This window comes from Streptomyces sp. NPDC089424, from assembly GCF_044749345.1.
Taxonomy (GTDB): domain Bacteria; phylum Actinomycetota; class Actinomycetes; order Streptomycetales; family Streptomycetaceae; genus Streptomyces.
Genome location: NZ_JBIVHU010000011.1, coordinates 244,559 through 260,818 on the forward strand (window position 1 = coordinate 244,559; position 16,260 = coordinate 260,818).

General features: G+C 72.8%; 15 protein-coding genes. 8 read left to right on the forward strand and 7 right to left on the reverse strand.

The window, feature by feature from the left end; translation table 11 throughout:
* Positions 1-74 precede the first annotated feature (74 nt).
* Both ACIP2X_RS35785 and mscL read left to right on the forward strand, forming a co-directional pair.
* Positions 75-665: a hypothetical protein gene (locus ACIP2X_RS35785; RefSeq protein WP_401681809.1), complete on the forward strand. Its 591-nt coding sequence runs from the start codon at positions 75-77 to the stop codon at positions 663-665.
* Positions 666-806: 141 nt separating this feature from the next.
* Positions 807-1,292: a large conductance mechanosensitive channel protein MscL gene (mscL, locus tag ACIP2X_RS35790; RefSeq protein ID WP_401681811.1), complete on the forward strand. Its 486-nt coding sequence runs from the start codon at positions 807-809 to the stop codon at positions 1,290-1,292.
* Positions 1,293-1,395: 103 nt separating this feature from the next.
* Here the strand turns inward: mscL and ACIP2X_RS35795 are convergent, their stop codons facing one another.
* Positions 1,396-1,581: a hypothetical protein gene (locus ACIP2X_RS35795; protein WP_401681813.1), complete on the reverse strand. Its 186-nt coding sequence runs from the start codon at positions 1,579-1,581 to the stop codon at positions 1,396-1,398.
* 98 nt (positions 1,582-1,679) lie between these two features.
* Here ACIP2X_RS35795 and ACIP2X_RS35800 point away from each other — a divergent pair, with 98 nt between their 5' ends.
* The 4 genes from ACIP2X_RS35800 to ACIP2X_RS35815 all read left to right on the forward strand — a co-directional run bounded on the left by ACIP2X_RS35800 (position 1,680) and on the right by ACIP2X_RS35815 (position 6,387).
* Entirely contained in the window at positions 1,680-2,918 is a 1,239-nt protein-coding gene (locus tag ACIP2X_RS35800) for a low temperature requirement protein A (RefSeq protein WP_401681815.1), read from the forward strand.
* 104 nt (positions 2,919-3,022) lie between these two features.
* Complete coding sequence (locus tag ACIP2X_RS35805; protein WP_401681818.1) at positions 3,023-4,051, forward strand: P1 family peptidase; 1,029 nt, start codon at positions 3,023-3,025, stop codon at positions 4,049-4,051.
* Positions 4,052-4,202: 151 nt separating this feature from the next.
* Positions 4,203-5,417 carry an Ig-like domain-containing protein gene (locus ACIP2X_RS35810; protein WP_401681821.1) on the forward strand — a complete coding sequence of 405 codons (1,215 nt, stop codon included), beginning with the start codon at positions 4,203-4,205 and terminating at the stop codon, positions 5,415-5,417.
* A gap of 223 nt (positions 5,418-5,640) precedes the next feature.
* Positions 5,641-6,387, forward strand: coding sequence for a DUF6227 family protein (locus ACIP2X_RS35815; protein ID WP_401681824.1), 747 nt, complete (start codon positions 5,641-5,643; stop codon positions 6,385-6,387).
* Between the two features lie 42 nt (positions 6,388-6,429).
* On the opposite strand, the gene ACIP2X_RS35820 is transcribed toward ACIP2X_RS35815, so the two are convergent.
* From ACIP2X_RS35820 to ACIP2X_RS35835, 4 genes are all read right to left on the reverse strand, one after another.
* Positions 6,430-8,487 carry a fructose-specific PTS transporter subunit EIIC gene (locus tag ACIP2X_RS35820; RefSeq protein WP_401681826.1) on the reverse strand — a complete coding sequence of 686 codons (2,058 nt, stop codon included), beginning with the start codon at positions 8,485-8,487 and terminating at the stop codon, positions 6,430-6,432.
* Positions 8,488-8,740: 253 nt separating this feature from the next.
* Entirely contained in the window at positions 8,741-9,688 is a 948-nt protein-coding gene (gene pfkB / locus ACIP2X_RS35825; RefSeq protein WP_401681828.1) for a 1-phosphofructokinase, read from the reverse strand.
* On the reverse strand, positions 9,685-10,446 hold the full coding sequence (locus ACIP2X_RS35830; RefSeq protein ID WP_401681830.1) for a DeoR/GlpR family DNA-binding transcription regulator: 762 nt from the start codon (positions 10,444-10,446) through the stop codon (positions 9,685-9,687). The genes pfkB and ACIP2X_RS35830 overlap by 4 nt, the downstream gene beginning before the upstream one ends.
* Before the next feature lie 260 nt (positions 10,447-10,706).
* Positions 10,707-12,239, reverse strand: a complete 1,533-nt coding sequence (locus tag ACIP2X_RS35835; RefSeq protein ID WP_401681832.1) for an MFS transporter — start codon at positions 12,237-12,239, stop codon at positions 10,707-10,709.
* Between the two features lie 61 nt (positions 12,240-12,300).
* Here ACIP2X_RS35835 and ACIP2X_RS35840 point away from each other — a divergent pair, with 61 nt between their 5' ends.
* On the forward strand, positions 12,301-13,275 hold the full coding sequence (locus ACIP2X_RS35840) for a helix-turn-helix transcriptional regulator (protein ID WP_401681835.1): 975 nt from the start codon (positions 12,301-12,303) through the stop codon (positions 13,273-13,275).
* Positions 13,276-13,354: 79 nt separating this feature from the next.
* Here the strand turns inward: ACIP2X_RS35840 and ACIP2X_RS35845 are convergent, their stop codons facing one another.
* Positions 13,355-14,044 (reverse strand): TetR/AcrR family transcriptional regulator, encoded by a 690-nt coding sequence (locus ACIP2X_RS35845; RefSeq protein WP_401681837.1) that lies wholly within the window; start codon positions 14,042-14,044, stop codon positions 13,355-13,357.
* A 457-nt stretch (positions 14,045-14,501) separates the two neighbouring features.
* Positions 14,502-15,500: an RNA polymerase sigma factor RpoD/SigA gene (locus ACIP2X_RS35850; protein ID WP_401681840.1), complete on the reverse strand. Its 999-nt coding sequence runs from the start codon at positions 15,498-15,500 to the stop codon at positions 14,502-14,504.
* Between the two features lie 183 nt (positions 15,501-15,683).
* Between ACIP2X_RS35850 and ACIP2X_RS35855 the strand changes: the two genes are divergently transcribed.
* Positions 15,684-16,202, forward strand: a complete 519-nt coding sequence (locus tag ACIP2X_RS35855) for a GNAT family N-acetyltransferase (protein ID WP_401681843.1) — start codon at positions 15,684-15,686, stop codon at positions 16,200-16,202.
* The last annotated feature ends 58 nt before the right edge of the window (positions 16,203-16,260 follow it).

Consider the following 16,260-nt stretch of genomic DNA (forward strand, 5'->3'; position numbering starts at 1 on the left):
ACGGGCCGGAGCGGGCGGCGGCCCGGAGCGTCATCGTGGCGGCAACCGATCCGTCGTCACAGGTGGTGGTCCCCGTGTCCTTTGCCCCGTCCTCCGAACCGGCCCCCGCACAGCCCTCCGCGTCCTCCCCCGGTCCGCTGCCTCCTCGCCCGCTCGGCACGGACGCTCCCCCGACCTGCGAGGTGCCGCTCTTCGCGCCCGTTCGCGTGCGCGGCGGCCGGTATCGGCTGCGCCGGTTCGTACGGCAGCGGCGACGGGCCCTGGCTTTCGGGCTCGCGCTCGTCGCCGCCGCCCTCGTGGCCGCCGGCCCCCGGGCCCCGGGCGGCGCGGGGCAGGACGACCGGGCCCGCGGACACCCGGCGGCGGACCGGGCGCCGGAACGCCGGGCCGCCGAGCGGGTGTCCGCGCCGGTGCGGATCGCCGACGCGGCGACGGCGGCACTGCTCCACCCCGGCGACCGCATCGACGTGGTCGCCGCGGAGGAGGCGGCGCCGGGCGGCGCGGCCGAGGTGGTCGCGCGCGGCGCGCTGGTGACCGAGGTGCCCGATCCGCTGGACGGCGACGCCGTCGCCGGGGCGCTGATCGTCCTGTCCGTGCCGCGCGCCGTCGCGACGCGGCTGGCGGGCGCGAGCACCACCTCCCGGCTGGCGGTGACGCTGTGCTGAACGACGTCTTGCGCGCGGTGCGCGAATCGCTGTCGAGTCCCTCCTCGCGGCGCCCGGACTGGACAGGGCCGCCCGGCCCTGCCGTAGGTTGCGGAACTGTTTGTTCCACAAGCTGTCCATGTGATGAGGAGAGACCACGAGGTGAGCGAGCAGAAGGATCCGGGCGTCTGGCAGGGCTTCAAGGCCTTCCTGATGCGCGGCAACGTCGTCGACCTGGCGGTCGCGGTGGTCATCGGCGCCGCCTTCACCAACATCGTCAACGCGGTGGTGAAGGGTGTCATCAACCCGCTGGTCGGAGCGATCGGCACCAAGAACCTCGACAGCTACAGCTCCTGTCTCAAGGGACCGTGCAAGGTGGCGGCGGACGGACCCGTCACCGGCGGGGTCATGATCCTCTGGGGCACCGTCCTCGGGGCGGCGCTGAGCTTCGTGATCACGGCGGCGGTGGTCTACTTCCTGATGGTGCTGCCGATGGCGAAGTACCTGGCCCGGCAGGAGGCGCGCAGGAAGGCGCGGGAGGGCACGCACGAGATCATCGAGGTGTCCGAGCTGGAGGTGCTCAAGGAGATCCGCGACACGCTGGTGGCGCAGGCCGCGCAGCGCGGGCCGGGGCACACCGAGCGCTAGCGGGGGCACACCGAGCGGTAGCTGGGGCACACCGAGCGATGACGGGGGTGCACCGAGCGGTGGCGGGGGTGGTCGGCCGCGCCGCCGGGGTCCCGCGGGCGGCTCAGAGGTGGTGGGGCGGCTTCTCGTCCAGGAACCGCCTGAGGTCCTCGGCCGCGTCGCCGCCCCCGCCGCGCGGCCGGTCGCCCCACCCGCGATCCGTGTCGTCCGAGGACTGCTCGTCCAGTGGATCGTCGAAGATCAGCGCGGCCTTGGGCGCACGGGGCTCGGGGGCGGGGGAGGCACTCATGCCTCCAGGGTACGGGGCGGTGGACGTCCGACACCGGGGCGCCCGGTTCGCCCGGCTTCGCGGAGATTTTCGGGCCGGTATCTGCTGTCCTTGGACTCATGACGTCCAGTCCGACTCCGTCGCCCGCCTCGTCCGGCGCGCCGGCCCCTCGGAGGCCGCTGCGCCGGCTGATCGCCCGCGGTCGCGACGAGGCGCATCGCGTCGCCACCCCCCTGGAGCTCTTCTTCGACCTGTGTTTCGTCGTGGCGGTGGCGCAGGCCGGAATGGAGTTGGTGCACTCCGTCGCCGAGGGGCACGCCGGCGAGGGCATCATGAACTACGCGATGGTGTTCTTCGCCATCTGGTGGGCCTGGATGAACTTCACCTGGTTCGCCTCGGCCTACGACAACGACGACGCGCTGTACCGCGCGGTCACCCTGGTGCAGATCGCGGGCGTCCTGCTGCTCGCCGCCGGGATCCCGCGGGCCTTCGACAACCACGACTTCTCCCTGGTCTGGCTCGGCTACGTCGTGATGCGGGTGGCCATGTCCGCGCAGTGGCTGCGGGCCGCGAGATCCGCTCGGGGCGCGGAGCGCACCACGGCGCTGCGGTACGCCGGTGGTGTGCTGCTCTGCCAGATCGGCTGGCTGGGCCTCGCACTCCTGCCGAACGCCTACCTGCCCCGGCTGTATCTGGTGATGGTGATCATCGAGCTGTGCGTGCCGCTCTACGCCGAGCGCTCCCAGCCGACCACATGGCATCCGCACCACATCGCCGAGCGGTACGGGCTGTTCACGATCATCGTGCTCGGCGAGTCGATCGCAGCGGCCACGATCGCCGTGAAGACGGGCTCGGACGAGAGCGGCAGGCTGGGCGAACTGCTGCCGATCGCGGCGGGCGGACTGCTGATCGTCTTCTCCGCCTGGTGGATCTACTTCGTGGCGCCGGTCCACGGGCGGCTGCGGTCCAACCGGCAGTCCTTCGTCTGGGGCTACGGCCACTACCTGATCTTCGCCTCGGCGGCCGCGATCGGCGCGGGCCTGGAGGTGGCGGTCGAGCAGGCGGTCGGCAAGGCGCACATCTCCACGCTGTCCGCATCGGCCGCGGTGACGCTGCCGACCGCGCTGTTCCTGCTCACGGTCTGGGCACTGCACGCGGGCCACTTCAAGGTGGGCATCGCCCAGCAACTCGTGCTGCCGACGACCGCGTTGCTGGTGATCTTCTGCTCCTTCCTGGGCGACTGGGCGGTCCTGGCCGCCGGGGTCGTGGCGGCGCTGTCCGTGGCGGTCGGGGAGATCCTGTCGGCCCACCGGGCCGCCCGGACGCGCGAGGCGCGGACGGGCACGCCGGCCGCCTGACCTGTCCGGCGACGGGCGCCGGGAGAGGCCCCCCGACGAGCGCCGGGAGAGGCCCGCCAGCGGGCGCCGGGGAGAGGCCCGCCGGGGGCAGGAGACTGGTCCCCATGACAGTTGATGCTCTGACGGACGTGACCGGCCTGCGGGTGGGCCATGCGACGCGCACCGGCGACGGCTGGCTCACCGGCACCACCGTCGTCCTCGCCCCCGAGGGCGGGGCCACCGCCGCGGTGGACGTGCGCGGCGGTGGCCCCGGCACCAAGGAGACCGACGCGCTCGACCCGCGCAACGTGGTGCAGAGGGCCGAGGCGGTCGTCCTGACCGGCGGCAGCGCCTACGGGCTCGACTCGGCGTCCGGGGTGATGGCCTGGCTGGAGGAGCGGGGGCGCGGAGTGCGCGTCGGTCCGCAACCGTCGCACGTCGTTCCGGTGGTGCCCGCGGCGTGCGTGTTCGACCTGGGGCGGGGCGGTGACTTCCGGGCCAGGCCGGACGCCGCCCTGGGACGGGCGGCCGTCGAGGCGGCCGCGGCGAGCGGGATCGGCGCGCCGGTGCCGGAGGGCTCCGTGGGCGCGGGTACGGGTGCCGTGGCCGGGGTGATGAAGGGCGGGATCGGCAGCGCGAGCGTCGTCCTCGACTCGGGGATCACGGTGGCCGCGCTGGTGGTGGCCAACGCGGCCGGTTCGGTGACGGATCCGGAGACGGGGGTGCTGTACGGGGAGTTGTTCCAGGGGCGGGTGACGTATCCGCCGGAGCGGGTGCACGAGGCGGCCCGCGCACGGCTCGCCGAGAGTGCCGCGCACAACGCGCCGCCCCCACTCAACACCACCCTCGCGGTCGTCGCCACGGACGCGGACCTGTCGAAGGCACAGGCGCAGAAGCTGGCGGGGACGGCGCACGACGGGATCGCGCGCGCGGTGCGGCCGGTGCACCTGCTGCACGACGGCGACACCGTCTTCGCGCTGGCGACCGGGGCGCGGCGGCTGGAGGCCGGACAGCCGCTGGCGCTGAACGAGATCCTGGCGGCGGGCGCGGACATGGTGACCCGCGCGATCGTGCGGGCGGTGCGGGCGGCCGGGCCGGTGCAGACACGGGGCGGGAGCTGGCCCTCCTACTCGCAGCTGTACGGGAGCAGTTGAGCGGTCCGCGCGGCTGGGTGCGCTGGGATTGTCCCGGTTCTGTCACCGGATGACGCTTCTTCAGGGTGGAGGGAACCCGACAGGCCCCCGGTCCCCTCTTTCTCCACGCATCGGAGCGGATCACCCACTTCACACGAACCTGGAGCAGCTCGTGACAACGCCGGACATAGCAATGCGGCGCACGTTGGTGGCCAGCGCCTCCCTGGTGGTCGGCGCGCTCGCCCTCACCGCCTGCACGGGCAGCGCCAGGGCCGGCGACGACGGCAAGGAGGACGGCGGGGCGAAGAACCCGGCGGCACGGATCGTCATCTCGGCGAAGGACGGTTCGACCGGCGCGTCCATCAACGCGACCGGCGTGAAGGTCAGCGGGGGCAAGCTGACCGAGGTGCGGATGACCGTGGCCGACAGCGACCAGGCCGTGCCGGGGACCCTCTCCGCGGACGGGGGCAGCTGGAAGCCGAAGGAGCAGCTGGAGCGGGGCACGAAGTACGAGATAGCCGCCACCGCCGAGGGCGCGGACGGCAGGTCGGTCGCCGCCGACTCCACGTTCACGACGGTGACACCGGAGGCCAGCTTCATCGGGACGTACACCCCGGACGACGGCACGACGGTCGGCGTCGGCATGCCGGTGTCGTTCCGCTTCGACAAGGCGATCAGCGACAAGAAGGCCGTGCAGTCCCACATCACGGTCACGTCGAGCAGTGGGCAGAAGGTGGTCGGTCACTGGTTCGGGGAGCAGCGGCTCGACTTCCGGCCGCAGGAGTACTGGAAGGCCGGCTCCAAGGTGACGATGAAGATCGACCTGGACGGGGTGGAGGGCGCCAACGGCATCCACGGGGTGCAGAAGAAGACGGTCACCTTCACGATCGGCCGCTCCCAGGTCTCGACGGTGGACGCGGCGACGCAGACGATGACGGTGGTGCGCGACGGCCGGACGCTGCGGACGATCCCGATCTCGGCAGGCAGCCCCGAGTTCACCACCTACAACGGGCAGATGGTGATCTCCGAGAAGCTCGCGGAGACGCGGATGGACAGCCGTACGGTCGACCTCGCCGACGCCTACGACATCCCGGACGTGCCGCACGCGATGCGGCTGACCACGTCCGGCACGTTCATCCACGGCAACTACTGGTACAAGCCGTCCGACCCGCCCTTCGGCCGCTACGGCTCCAGCCACGGCTGCGTCGGGCTCCAGGACGTGCAGGGTGGGCAGGGCGACACCCCGGCCAAGTGGTTCTACGACAACTCCGCCCTCGGAGACGTCGTGATCGTGAAGAACTCCGCCGACTCCACGGTGGCGCCGGACAACGGCCTCAACGGCTGGAACATGCCGTGGAGCGAGTGGACCGCGGGGAGCACCGGCTGACGACGGCGGGACGCCGGGAACGCAGCGGGGCGCCGGAGGGGCCGGAGCCGTACGACGGCCGTTTCACCAGCGGATTTTGACGGGATGTCGGGTCGCGTGGGAACTTCTCGCGCGACCCGGCCGTTTTTCCGGCGTACGTTTTCTCGGTTCCCGGACATGATGTCCGACCGAGGGGCTACGGTATGCACCCACAAGGTGACATGCAGCAACGCCGGGAGAAACCTTGAGCGTTCCGTACGAGACGGCAGCGTACGAACCACCCGACTCGCCCGAGTCTCCGGAGGAGCACCTCGCGCGACTGCTCGGACGCGCTCTGAACTCGTTCGAGCTGCCCGACGAGACGATCGGGCGGCTGGACAGCGCGCTGGCGCACGACAGTTCGCTGCACTCCGCGCACCACAGCGCCGGACTGCACCAGGAGACGTACCGGCACACCTGGCTGCTCGCCGACGGCTCGGCGCTCACCCTGTGGGAGCTCGTCCACAACACCGCGCCGGGCGGCGCCCCGCAGCATGAGGTGTACGTCGACGCGGAGGAGCTGCACGCCGCGGGCGCCCGGCTCCCGCTGCCCACGGAGGCGCCGGACTTCGAGCTGCCGGTGCCGGTGGACCTGTCGTCGATCCCCACACCGCGGCACGCGTACGTGCCGGACGACTCTGCGGATCACGCCCGCCGGCTGCTGCGCCGCGCGGAGAACCCGGACCGGCCGGGCGGCGAGGCGGCCGAGCTGCTCGCCACGGCGTGCGCCCACCAGATCACGCAGGCCTTCGGGCGGCCCTGCCGCGCGGGACGCGCCGGTCTCGGCTTCTCGCTGTACGAGCACGCGTTCCTGCTGTGCGACGGGCAGGAGGTCTCGCTGTGGGAGGTCGAGCACACGGCGACGCCCGACGGCCGGCACATGTGCGAGGTGTACACGACGGAGGACGCGGCCCGGGAGGCCATGGAGCGCAGGGCCGCCCAGCTGTCCTGAAGGGCGGCCCGCCCCCTTACGTCCCCCGGGCAAGTCCCCGGGTCAGGCCGCCGCCACCGGCTGCTTGGCCTCGGCCGGTATCGCCACCGGCTCGGCGTCCCGGGTGCCGGGAGACGGCTTGCGCAGGCCCTTCAGCAGGATGACCAGGCCCGCCGTGACCGCCGTACCGGCGGCGATCGCCAGCAGGTACAGCAGCGGCTTGCCGATCAGGAAGGTGACCCAGATGCCGCCGTGCGGGGCGCGCAGGGTCGAGCCGAACGACATCGCCAGGGCGCCGGTGACCGCGCCGCCCGCCATGGCGGAGGGGATGACGCGCAGCGGGTCGGCGGCCGCGAACGGGATCGCGCCCTCCGAGATGAAGGAGGCGCCGAGCACCCAGGCGGCCTTTCCGTTCTCGCGTTCGGCGTCGGTGAACAGCTTCCGGCGGACGGTGGTGGCCAGGGCCAGGCCCAGCGGCGGGACCATGCCCGCCGCCATCACCGCGGCCATGATCTTCATCGCGGAGTCGCTGGGGGCCGCGACGGAGATGCCGGCCGTCGCGAAGGTGTAGGCGACCTTGTTCACCGGGCCGCCGAGGTCGAAGCACATCATCAGGCCGAGCAGCACGCCGAGGAGGACGGCGTTGGCCCCGGACAGGCCGTTCAGCCAGTCGGTGAGGGCCTTCTGGGCCTCCGCGATGGGCTTGCCGATGACCACGAACATCAGGAACCCGACGACCGCCGAGGAGAGCAGCGGGATCACCACCACGGGCATGATGCCGCGCAGCGGTGCCGGGATGCTGACGCGCTGGATGGCGAGGACCACGCCACCGGCGATGAGTCCGGCGACCAGGCCGCCGAGGAAGCCCGCGCCGATCGTCACGGAGATGGCTCCGCCGACGAAGCCGGGCACGAGTCCGGGGCGGTCGGCCATGCCGTAGGCGATGTAGCCGGCGAGGACCGGGACGAGGAAGCCGAAGGCCGCGCCACCGATCTGGAACAGCAGGGCGCCCCAACTGTCCATCTGGCTCCAGTCGAAGTGCTCGGTGACGGACTGGGCCTCGTTGATCCGGTAGCCGCCGATGGCGAACCCGAGGGCGATGAGCAGACCGCCCGCGGCGACGAACGGGACCATGTAACTCACGCCGGACATCAGCCACTTGCGGAGCTTGGTGCCGTAGCCCTCGCCGGGCTCACCGGCGCGCTCGACGGGGGTGCCGCCGGGCCTGGCGGCCGCGGTGACCTCGCCGCGCTCCGCCTTGCCGCGCACCTCGGTGATCAGCTCGGCGGCGCGGTTGATGCCCGCCTTCACCCCGACGTCGACGGTGGGCTTTCCGGCGAAGCGGTCCTTCTCGCGTACCGGCAGGTCGTGCGCGAAGATCACGCCGTCCGCGGCGGCGATGACCGCCGGGTCCAGCCGGGTGAAGCCGGCCGAGCCCTGCGTCTCGACGACGACCTCGACTCCCGCCGCGTGGCCGGCGTTCTCCAGCGACTCGGCGGCCATGTAGGTGTGGGCGATACCGGTGGGGCAGGAGGTGACGGCGACGATACGGAACGGAGGCCGCACGGCCGGACCACCGGAGCCTTCGTCCGTGCCGGGGCCGATGTCGGTGGGGGTCGCTGCCACGGCGTCCTCGGAGCCGGCCTCGGCATCCGTGCCGGGCGTCGCGGCCGCCGGTGTCTCGTCGCCGCGGATCAGCGCCGCCGCGGCCGCCGGGTCGCCGGCCGCCCGCAGCGCGTCCGTGAACTCGGCGTTCATCAACTGGCGGGCGAGCGAGGACAGGATCGTGAGGTGGGCGTCGTCGGCACCGGCGGGCGCGGCGATCAGGAAGACCAGGTCGGCGGGGCCGTCCGCGGCACCGAAGTCGATCCCGGCCGCGCTGCGTCCGAAGGCGAGCGTCGGCTCGGTGACGTGCTCGCTGCGGCAGTGCGGGATGCCGATGCCGCCGTCGAGGCCGGTCGGCATCTGCGCCTCGCGGGCGGCCACGTCGGCGAGGAACCCGTCCAGGTCGGTCACCCGGCCCAGGGCCACCATGCGCTCGGCGAGGGCACGTGCCGCCGCTTCCTTGGTGTCGGCGGACAGGTCGAGATCGACCAGGTCCGCGGTGATCATGTCGCTCATCGCGGGCTCCTTCGCACGCGTATCGCCCGGGAGATGCGGTGGGCGGGGGTGGGGACCGGGAGGGGGAGGGGACGGGTGGGGGAAAGGGGGGTGGCGAGGGGGATGGGGCCGGGGAGGGTGCGCAGCGCGGGTGCGGAGATCGCCGCGAGCCGCGCGGGGGCGGTGGCAGCGGCGGAAGGCGGGGAGGCCCGGCGCGCGCCGGGTGGTGCGGCGGGTGGTGCCGTGGGCGTCGGGCGGGGCGGCGTACGTGCGTTCATGACACCGGCTCCCTCAGCTCGCGGTCGACCGGTACGTCCGAGGTGACAGTGACCGCGGCCGGGTCCAGGTCGCCCGGCGTCGGCATCACGCTGCCGGGCAGCTGTACGGCGGCCGCGCCGTGCGCGACGGCGGAGGCGAGGCCCTCCGGGCCGCTGCCGCCGGCGATCAGGAAGCCGGCGAGCGAGGCGTCACCGGCGCCCACGTTGGAGCGCACGACGTCGACGCGGGCGCTGCCGAACCAGACGCCGGCGTCGTCCACCAGGAGCTGACCGTCGGCGCCGAGGCTCGCCAGCACGGCGCGCGCGCCCCGTTCGCGCAGCTCCTCGGCCGCCTTCACCGCGTCGCCCACCGTCGCCAGCGGCCGGCCGACGGCCTGCGCGAGCTCCTCGGCGTTCGGCTTCACGACGTCGGGCCGCTCCCGCAGCGCCTCCAGCAGGGCGGGCCCCGACGTGTCCAGCGCGATCCGGGCGCCCCCGGCGTGCGCACGGGCGACCAGTTCGGCGTACCAGGAGGGCGCGAGCCCGCGTGGCAGGCTGCCGCAGCAGGCGATCCAGTCGGCGTCCCGGGCCTGGGCGCGCACCGTCGCGAAGAGCAGTTCCCGCTCCGGCCCGGACAGTTCGGGGCCAGGCGCGTTGATCTTGGTGAGGACGCCGTCCGCCTCCGCGAGGGCGATGTTCGAGCGGGTGGCGCCCGCGACCGGGACCGGTGCGACCTCGATGCCCTGCGCGTCGAGCAGCTCGGCGACCACCGCGCCCGGCGCGCCGCCCAGCGGCAGTACCGCCACCGTGCGCCGGCCGGCGGCCGCGACGGCGCGCGAGACGTTGACGCCCTTGCCGCCGGGGTCCATGCGCTCGCCGGACGCGCGGATGACCTCGCCGCGCTCCAGCGCCGGGACCTCGTAGGTGCGGTCGAGGGACGGGTTGGGGGTGACGGTGAGGATCATGCGCGCACCACCTCCGTGCCGTCGCCCTCGATGGCGGTGGCGTCCTCGGGGCTCAGCTCGGCGTCCGTGATCAGCAGGTCCACGTCCGCGAGGTCGCCGAAGCGCGCGAAGTGCTCCTGGCCGTGCTTGGAGGAGTCGGCGAGCAGCACCACACGGCGGGCGGCGGCGAGGGCGGCGCGCTTGACGGCGGCCTCGGCGAGGTCGGGCGTGGTCAGGCCGTGTTCGGCGGAGAAGCCGTTGGCCGCGACGAAGGAGACGTCGGCCCGGATCTCGCCGTAGGCCCGCAGCGCCCAGGCGTCCACGGCGGCACGGGTGCGGTGCCGGACGCGTCCGCCGACGAGGTGGAGCTGGATGCCGGGGTGGTCGGCGAGACGGGCCGCGATCGGCAGGCTGTGCGTGACGACGGTGAGCGAGGTCTCCAGCGGGATGGCGGCGGCGAGGCGGGCCACCGTCGTGCCGGCGTCGAGGATCACCGTGCCCTCGGCGGGCAGTTCGGCGAGGGCCGCCCTGGCGATGCGGTCCTTCTCGTCGGCGGCCGTGGACTCGCGCTCCGCGAGGTCCGGCTCGAAGTCGAGTCGGCCGACGGGGATGGCGCCGCCGTGCACGCGGCGGACGAGGCCGGCGCGGTCGAGGGCCTTCAGATCGCGGCGGATCGTCTCCGCCGTGACCTGGAACTCCTCGGCGAGCGACACGACGTCCACCCGGCCGCCGTCGCGGGCGAGCCGGAGGATCTCCTGCTGCCGCTCCGGTGCGTACATGCCCGTTCGCCTCCGACCTATGCCCGAACGTGTGGTTTCAGGCCGAGACTACGTCCGAACATCGGCGAAGTAAACAGGTACGGACTTCAACCGGACATGAACGGACTCGCGGACTGACGGCCGGACGGGCTGGCGGACTGGCGGACCTCCACGCACTTGCGGGCCTCCACGCGCTTGCGGGCCTCCACGCGCTTGCGGGCCTTCCACCCGCTCCACGAGGGCCCGGCACCGAGGTGCCGGGCCCTGTGCACGCCGTCGGGTCAGTGCACCAGCTCCGCCTCCTTGGCCACCACCGCGACCGGCTCGTCCCCAGCACCCTCCACGTGCTGTGCGGGCCGCCTCGGCAAGGCGAACATCAGCAGGAAGATCACCACCATCACGCCGACGACCCAGCCCACCGCGTTCTGGAAGCCGTCCACGAACGCCGGACCCGGCCGGCCTGCCTGCGCCAGCCGGTCGTCGACCACGCCGAAGAAGACCACGGACACGAGGCCCAGGCCGAGCGCGTTACCCATCTGCTGCACCGTGCTGATCAGGCCGGACGCCGAACCGGCGTGCTCACGCGGCACCTCGGAGAGGATCGCGTCGGTCAGGGGGGCGACGATCAGGCCCATGCCCGCACCCATGACGACCAGCGGCAGGGCCATCTGCCAGGAGGCGATGCCGAGGCCGTACCGCTCGGACTCCCAGATGTACAGGCCGAGCCCGGCCGCCATCACCAGCGCGCCTGCCTGGAGCACGCCCCGCCCGAAGCGCGGCACCAGCTTCTGCACCGACACCCCGGCCGCGACCGAGACCGCGAGCGAGAACGGCACCCCGGTCAGCCCGGCCCGCAGCGCGCTCCAGCCGAGCCCTATCTGCATGTACAGCGTCCAGACCAGGAAGAAGACCCCGAGACCGATGCCGAAGACGGTCTGCACGGCGATACCCGCGGCGAAGCTCTTGACCTTGAACAGCGACAGTTCGATCAGCGGCGACCCGTCCCGCGCGGCCTTGCGCCGCTCGTACGCCACCAGCGCCCCGAACACGACCAGCGCGCCGCCCATCGAGACGTACCCCCACAACGGCCAGCCCAGCTCGCGGCCGCGGGTCAGCGGGTAGAGCAGCATCAGCAGGCCCAGCGTCACCAGGACGACTCCGACCACGTCCAGCTTGAGCGCGTGCGGCGCCCGGGACTCGGTGATGAAGCGGCGGCCCAGGATCAGGCCGGCGACACCGACCGGGAGGTTGATCAGGAAGATCGGACGCCATGCGAGGCCGAAGAGGTCGCCCTCGGTCAGCAGGGCGCCGAGCAGCGGTCCGGAGACCGCGCCGAGCCCGACGACGGCGCCGAACAGACCGAAGACCTTGCCGCGTTCGTGCGCCGGGAAGGTGGCGTGCACGATCGCGAGGACCTGCGGCACCATCAGCGCCGCCATCGCGCCCTGCAGGATGCGGGAGGCGACCAGCATCTCCGGGTTCGCGGCGAGCCCGCACAGCGCGGAGGCGACGGTGAAGCCGCCGATGCCGAGGAGGAAGACGCGCTTGCGGCCGTGGATGTCGCCGAGGCGTCCGCCGGTGATCAGGCCCGCGGCGAAGGCGAGCGCGTAGCCCGCGGTGATCCACTGGATCTGGCTGAAGGAGGCGCCCTCGTCGCGCTGGATCGACGGGATCGCGATGTTCACGATCGTGACGTCGACCAGGTCCATGAAGGCGGCGGTCATCACGATGGCGAGGGCGAACCAGCGGCGGCGGTCGGACAGGGGCGGCACGGCGGTCCGGGGCCCGGGCAGAGAGGTCTCGGTGGAGGTCATGCCGTCAAGCTAGGTCCGCATTAGGTCAGATTATGTCCTACTTCTGCGGCATCCTCGGGGCATGACGACGGACACTCCGGCTCGGCTCCTTCAGTTGCTCTCCCTTCTGCAGACGCCCCGCGAATGGCCCGGCGGCGAGCTCGCGGACCGGCTCGGCGTCTCACGGCGCACGGTGCGGCGGGACGTCGACCGGCTGCGGGAGCTCGGCTATCCCGTGCAGGCCTCCAAGGGCGCGGACGGCGGCTACCGGCTGGTCGCGGGCAAGGCCATGCCGCCCCTCGTCCTCGACGACGAGGAGGCGGTGGCGATCGCGGTGGGCCTGCGGGCCGGCGCGGGGCACGCACTGGAGGGCGTGGACGAGGCGTCCGTACGGGCGCTGGCCAAGCTGGAACAGGTGCTGCCGAGCCGGCTACGGCACCGGGTGGCGACCCTGCAGACCGCGACCACGGCCCTGACCAGCGGCGACGGGCCGTCGATCGCGCCGGAGACGCTGATCGTGCTGGCGTCGGCGGTGGCGGGCCGGGAACGGCTGCGGTTCGCCTACCGCGCCGGGGACGGAAGTGAGTCGCGGCGCCTGGCGGAGCCGTACCGGCTGGTGTCCACCGGCCGGCGCTGGTACCTCGTGGCCTACGACCTCGGGCGCGAGGACTGGCGCACGTTCCGCGTCGACCGGCTGAGCGAGCCCTTCGCGACCGGCGCGCGGTTCACGCCACGGGAGATGCCGACGGGAAGCGCGGCGGAGTACCTGCGCCAGTCGATCCGCCGCCGCCAGGAGACCTACGAGATCGCCGTCACGTTCGACGCGCCCGCCGATGTCGTCGCGGGCGTGCTGCGGGGGTGGCTGGGCACGCCCGCACCGCTCGACGACTCCCGCTGCGAACTGCGCGGCAGCACGGCCGATCCGCTGGCGTGGGTGGCGGCGCGGCTGGCGATGGCGGGGCACGAGTTCACGGTCCGTGAGCCCGCCGCACTCGTGGACCACGTCCGCGAACTCGGCGCCCGCCTGACTCGGGCAGCGGGCCAGGCCCCGGCCTGAGATCCGCACCGGGGCCGTTCGGCGACGGCTCGCGACGTGGCCGGGGCGGCGGGGCGTGCGCTGTCCTGGCGGGTGCCGCTCAGGTCGTCCAGGGGAAATCCCGCAGGGCCCGCAGATTGCGCACGGCCAGTTCCGCCGGGCCTTCCGGGCCCGTAGCCGGGGCCGTTCCGGCCGACCAGGACTCCACCGCCACCCTCACGGCCGCGCCGGCGACCGCCGCGGTGAAGCGCAGCTCCGGTGACGCGCCGGCGCTCGCGGCAACGTTGTCGTCACTCTCGGTGACTCCGCTCGCCCGTTCCGCCAGCGCCGTCGCCAGCGTGTCCTCGGAGGCCCGGCACACCTCCGCCCACACCCTCCCCAGCGCCGGGCTCGCCTCGGCCATCCGGACCAGCGTGCGCACCCACTCCCACGACGCCGCCGACACTCCCGCGCCGGGCGTCAGCGTGTGCCGTACGGCGTGTTCCAGGGCCTGCGGGAGGGAAGCACCGGCGGGGGCGCGGCGCACCGCCTCCACCCAGCGCTGCGAGCCGGCCGCGTAGAGCGGGGCGACGGCCTCCTCCTTGGAGGCGAAGTAGCGGTAGAAGGTGCGCGGCGCGATGCCCGCGGCCTGCGCGATGTCCTCGGCGCGGGTGGCCCGCAGCCCGTGTCGTGCGAAAAGGCCCGCCGCCGCGCGGGCGATCTCCATCCGGGTCTCCGCCCTGCGCCGTTCGGTCAGGGAGGAGGACGGCGACGAGGGCCGGGGGTGCGGTGCCGGGGTGGTGCTGCTCACGTCGGCAGGTTATGCCCATGTGGCACAATCTGCCATTCCGGCGGGCCACCCCGTGGTTCAGGTACGGGGTGCCCCGCCGCCCGGGCGCGCGCGACGGGCCCGCCCAGGACCCTCCACGGGCCTTGAAGCCCTGCCCGACGGGAAAGAGCCGGGCCCCGACGCCCGGGGGAAGGCGCCGAAGCCCGGCTCAGGGAGGTCCCGGCGCCGGGGGGAGTGCGTCGGGACGTGGCATGTGGTGTGGCGTGCCTCTGCTGCTGGTCACGGGTGGTGCCCCGCGTCGGACCGTGCGGGCCGCCGGTGCCCGGGGGTTTCTCCCTCGGGCCCGAACTCCCGTGCCCTGAAGTCTTGTTCCCGGGACGGGCCTTTTGAAGCGGCGTTACACAGCCATGTTCGCGCGGGCCTTCGCCCCCCGGCGTACGCCCCCGCGACGATCTCCGTGCGGCACCTCGCGCGGGCCTCACGCCGCCGCGTCGAAGCCGGTCTGACGTGCCAGCTTCTTCAGCTCCAGCAGCGCGTGCTTCTCGATCTGGCGGATGCGCTCACGCGTCAGTCCGTGCTCCTTGCCGACCTCGGTCAGGGTCCGCTCCCGGCCGTCCTCGATGCCGTACCGCATCTTGATGATGGACGCCGTGCGCTGGTCGAGGCGGCCGATCAGGTCGTCCAGTTCCTCGCTGCGCAGCAGGGTCATCACGGACTGCTCGGGGCTGACCGCCGAGGTGTCCTCCAGCAGGTCGCCGAACTGGGTCTCGCCCTCGTCGTCCACCGACATGTTCAGCGAGACGGGGTCGCGCGCCCAGTCGAGGACGTCGGTGATGCGCTCCGGCGTCGAGCCGAGCTCGCCGGCGATCTCGGCGGGCTCCGGGTCCCGGCCGTGGTCGCGGTTGAACTCGCGCTGGATGCGCCGGATCCGGCCGAGCTCCTCCACCAGGTGGACGGGGAGCCGGATGGTGCGCGACTGGTCGGCTATGGAGCGGGTGATCGCCTGACGGATCCACCAGGTGGCGTACGTCGAGAACTTGAAGCCCTTGCGGTAGTCGAACTTCTCGACGGCGCGCACCAGGCCCGCGTTGCCCTCCTGGATCAGGTCCAGCAGGGGCAGACCGCTGCGCGGATAGCGGCGGGCGACCGCGACGACCAGACGGAGGTTGGAGCGGATGAAGACGTCCTTGGCCCGCTCGCCCGCGGCGACCAGGGCCTCGAGCTCCTCGCGGGTGGCGTCCGCCTTCGACTCCTCGTATCCGTCGAGGACCTGCCGTGCGAACACACCCGCCTCGATGGTCTGGGACAGCTCGACCTCCTTGGCGGCGTCGAGCAGTGGTGTGCGCGCTATCTCGTCCAGATACATGCCGACCAGATCGCGGTCCGCGATCTCGCCGCCATGGGCGCGAACACTGCGTGCCGCGTCGACGGTCTCGCCGGAGGCGGACGTACGACGGGCGACGGCACGGGTTGCCATGCGTGCTCCCTTGCGATGGTGAGGTCAGCGGGTGGTCCTTCGGACGCTCGACACCCTCTCCGGTCAGTCGTCGGGTGCCCTGCATCCGATGGAAACAACGACTGGAATCCGGACAGAATTCCCAACCCACCCCTCGATTTTTCTGATCATGCAGTACCCTGTCCGGCCACATGAGGAGGCCCGATGTCGTCGGAACGTACAGAGGTGCAGGTCAGACCAGGAGTCGAGGGAGATCTCGCGGCCCTCACCGACCTCTACAACCACTATGTACGTGAGACGCCCATCACATTCGACACGGTGATCTTCACTCCGGAGGAGCGCCGCCCCTGGCTGCTCTCCCATCCGGTAGACGGGCCGCACCGCCTGATGGTTGCCACGGACGCGGACTCCGGGGGAATCCTCGGGTACGCCACGTCCAGCCCCTATCGCGCCAAGCCCGCGTACGCCACCTCCGTGGAGGTCACGGTCTACGTCGCCCCGCACACCGCCGGCCGCGGCGTCGGCACGCTCCTGTACAAGGCGCTCTTCGAGGCCCTGTCGGGCGAGGACCTGCACCGCGCCTACGCGGGCATCGCGCAGCCGAACGAGGCGTCCACGCGACTGCACGAGCGCTTCGGCTTCCGGCATGTCGGCACGTACCGCGAGGTCGGCCGCAAGTTCGGCCGCTACTGGGACGTGGCCTGGTACGAGAAGCCCCTGTAACCCGGTCCTGCCTGGTCCTGTCCGGTCAGTGAGGTACCTCGATCCCGGCCGGGCAAAC

What these genes read in the sequence shown, in the direction of transcription:
- pfkB (WP_401681828.1), bottom strand. Translation starts at nt 9,688, where the DNA reads ATGATCCTCACCGTCACCCCCAACCCGTCCCTCGACCGCACCTACGAG.
- ACIP2X_RS35840 (WP_401681835.1), top strand. Translation starts at nt 12,301, where the DNA reads ATGACGACGGACACTCCGGCTCGGCTCCTTCAGTTGCTCTCCCTTCTG.
- ACIP2X_RS35835 (WP_401681832.1), bottom strand. Translation starts at nt 12,239, where the DNA reads ATGACCTCCACCGAGACCTCTCTGCCCGGGCCCCGGACCGCCGTGCCG.
- ACIP2X_RS35795 (WP_401681813.1), bottom strand. Translation starts at nt 1,581, where the DNA reads ATGAGTGCCTCCCCCGCCCCCGAGCCCCGTGCGCCCAAGGCCGCGCTG.
- ACIP2X_RS35830 (WP_401681830.1), bottom strand. Translation starts at nt 10,446, where the DNA reads ATGTACGCACCGGAGCGGCAGCAGGAGATCCTCCGGCTCGCCCGCGAC.
- ACIP2X_RS35850 (WP_401681840.1), bottom strand. Translation starts at nt 15,500, where the DNA reads ATGGCAACCCGTGCCGTCGCCCGTCGTACGTCCGCCTCCGGCGAGACC.
- ACIP2X_RS35820 (WP_401681826.1), bottom strand. Translation starts at nt 8,487, where the DNA reads ATGAGCGACATGATCACCGCGGACCTGGTCGATCTCGACCTGTCCGCC.
- ACIP2X_RS35855 (WP_401681843.1), top strand. Translation starts at nt 15,684, where the DNA reads ATGTCGTCGGAACGTACAGAGGTGCAGGTCAGACCAGGAGTCGAGGGA.
- ACIP2X_RS35800 (WP_401681815.1), top strand. Translation starts at nt 1,680, where the DNA reads ATGACGTCCAGTCCGACTCCGTCGCCCGCCTCGTCCGGCGCGCCGGCC.
- ACIP2X_RS35805 (WP_401681818.1), top strand. Translation starts at nt 3,023, where the DNA reads ATGACAGTTGATGCTCTGACGGACGTGACCGGCCTGCGGGTGGGCCAT.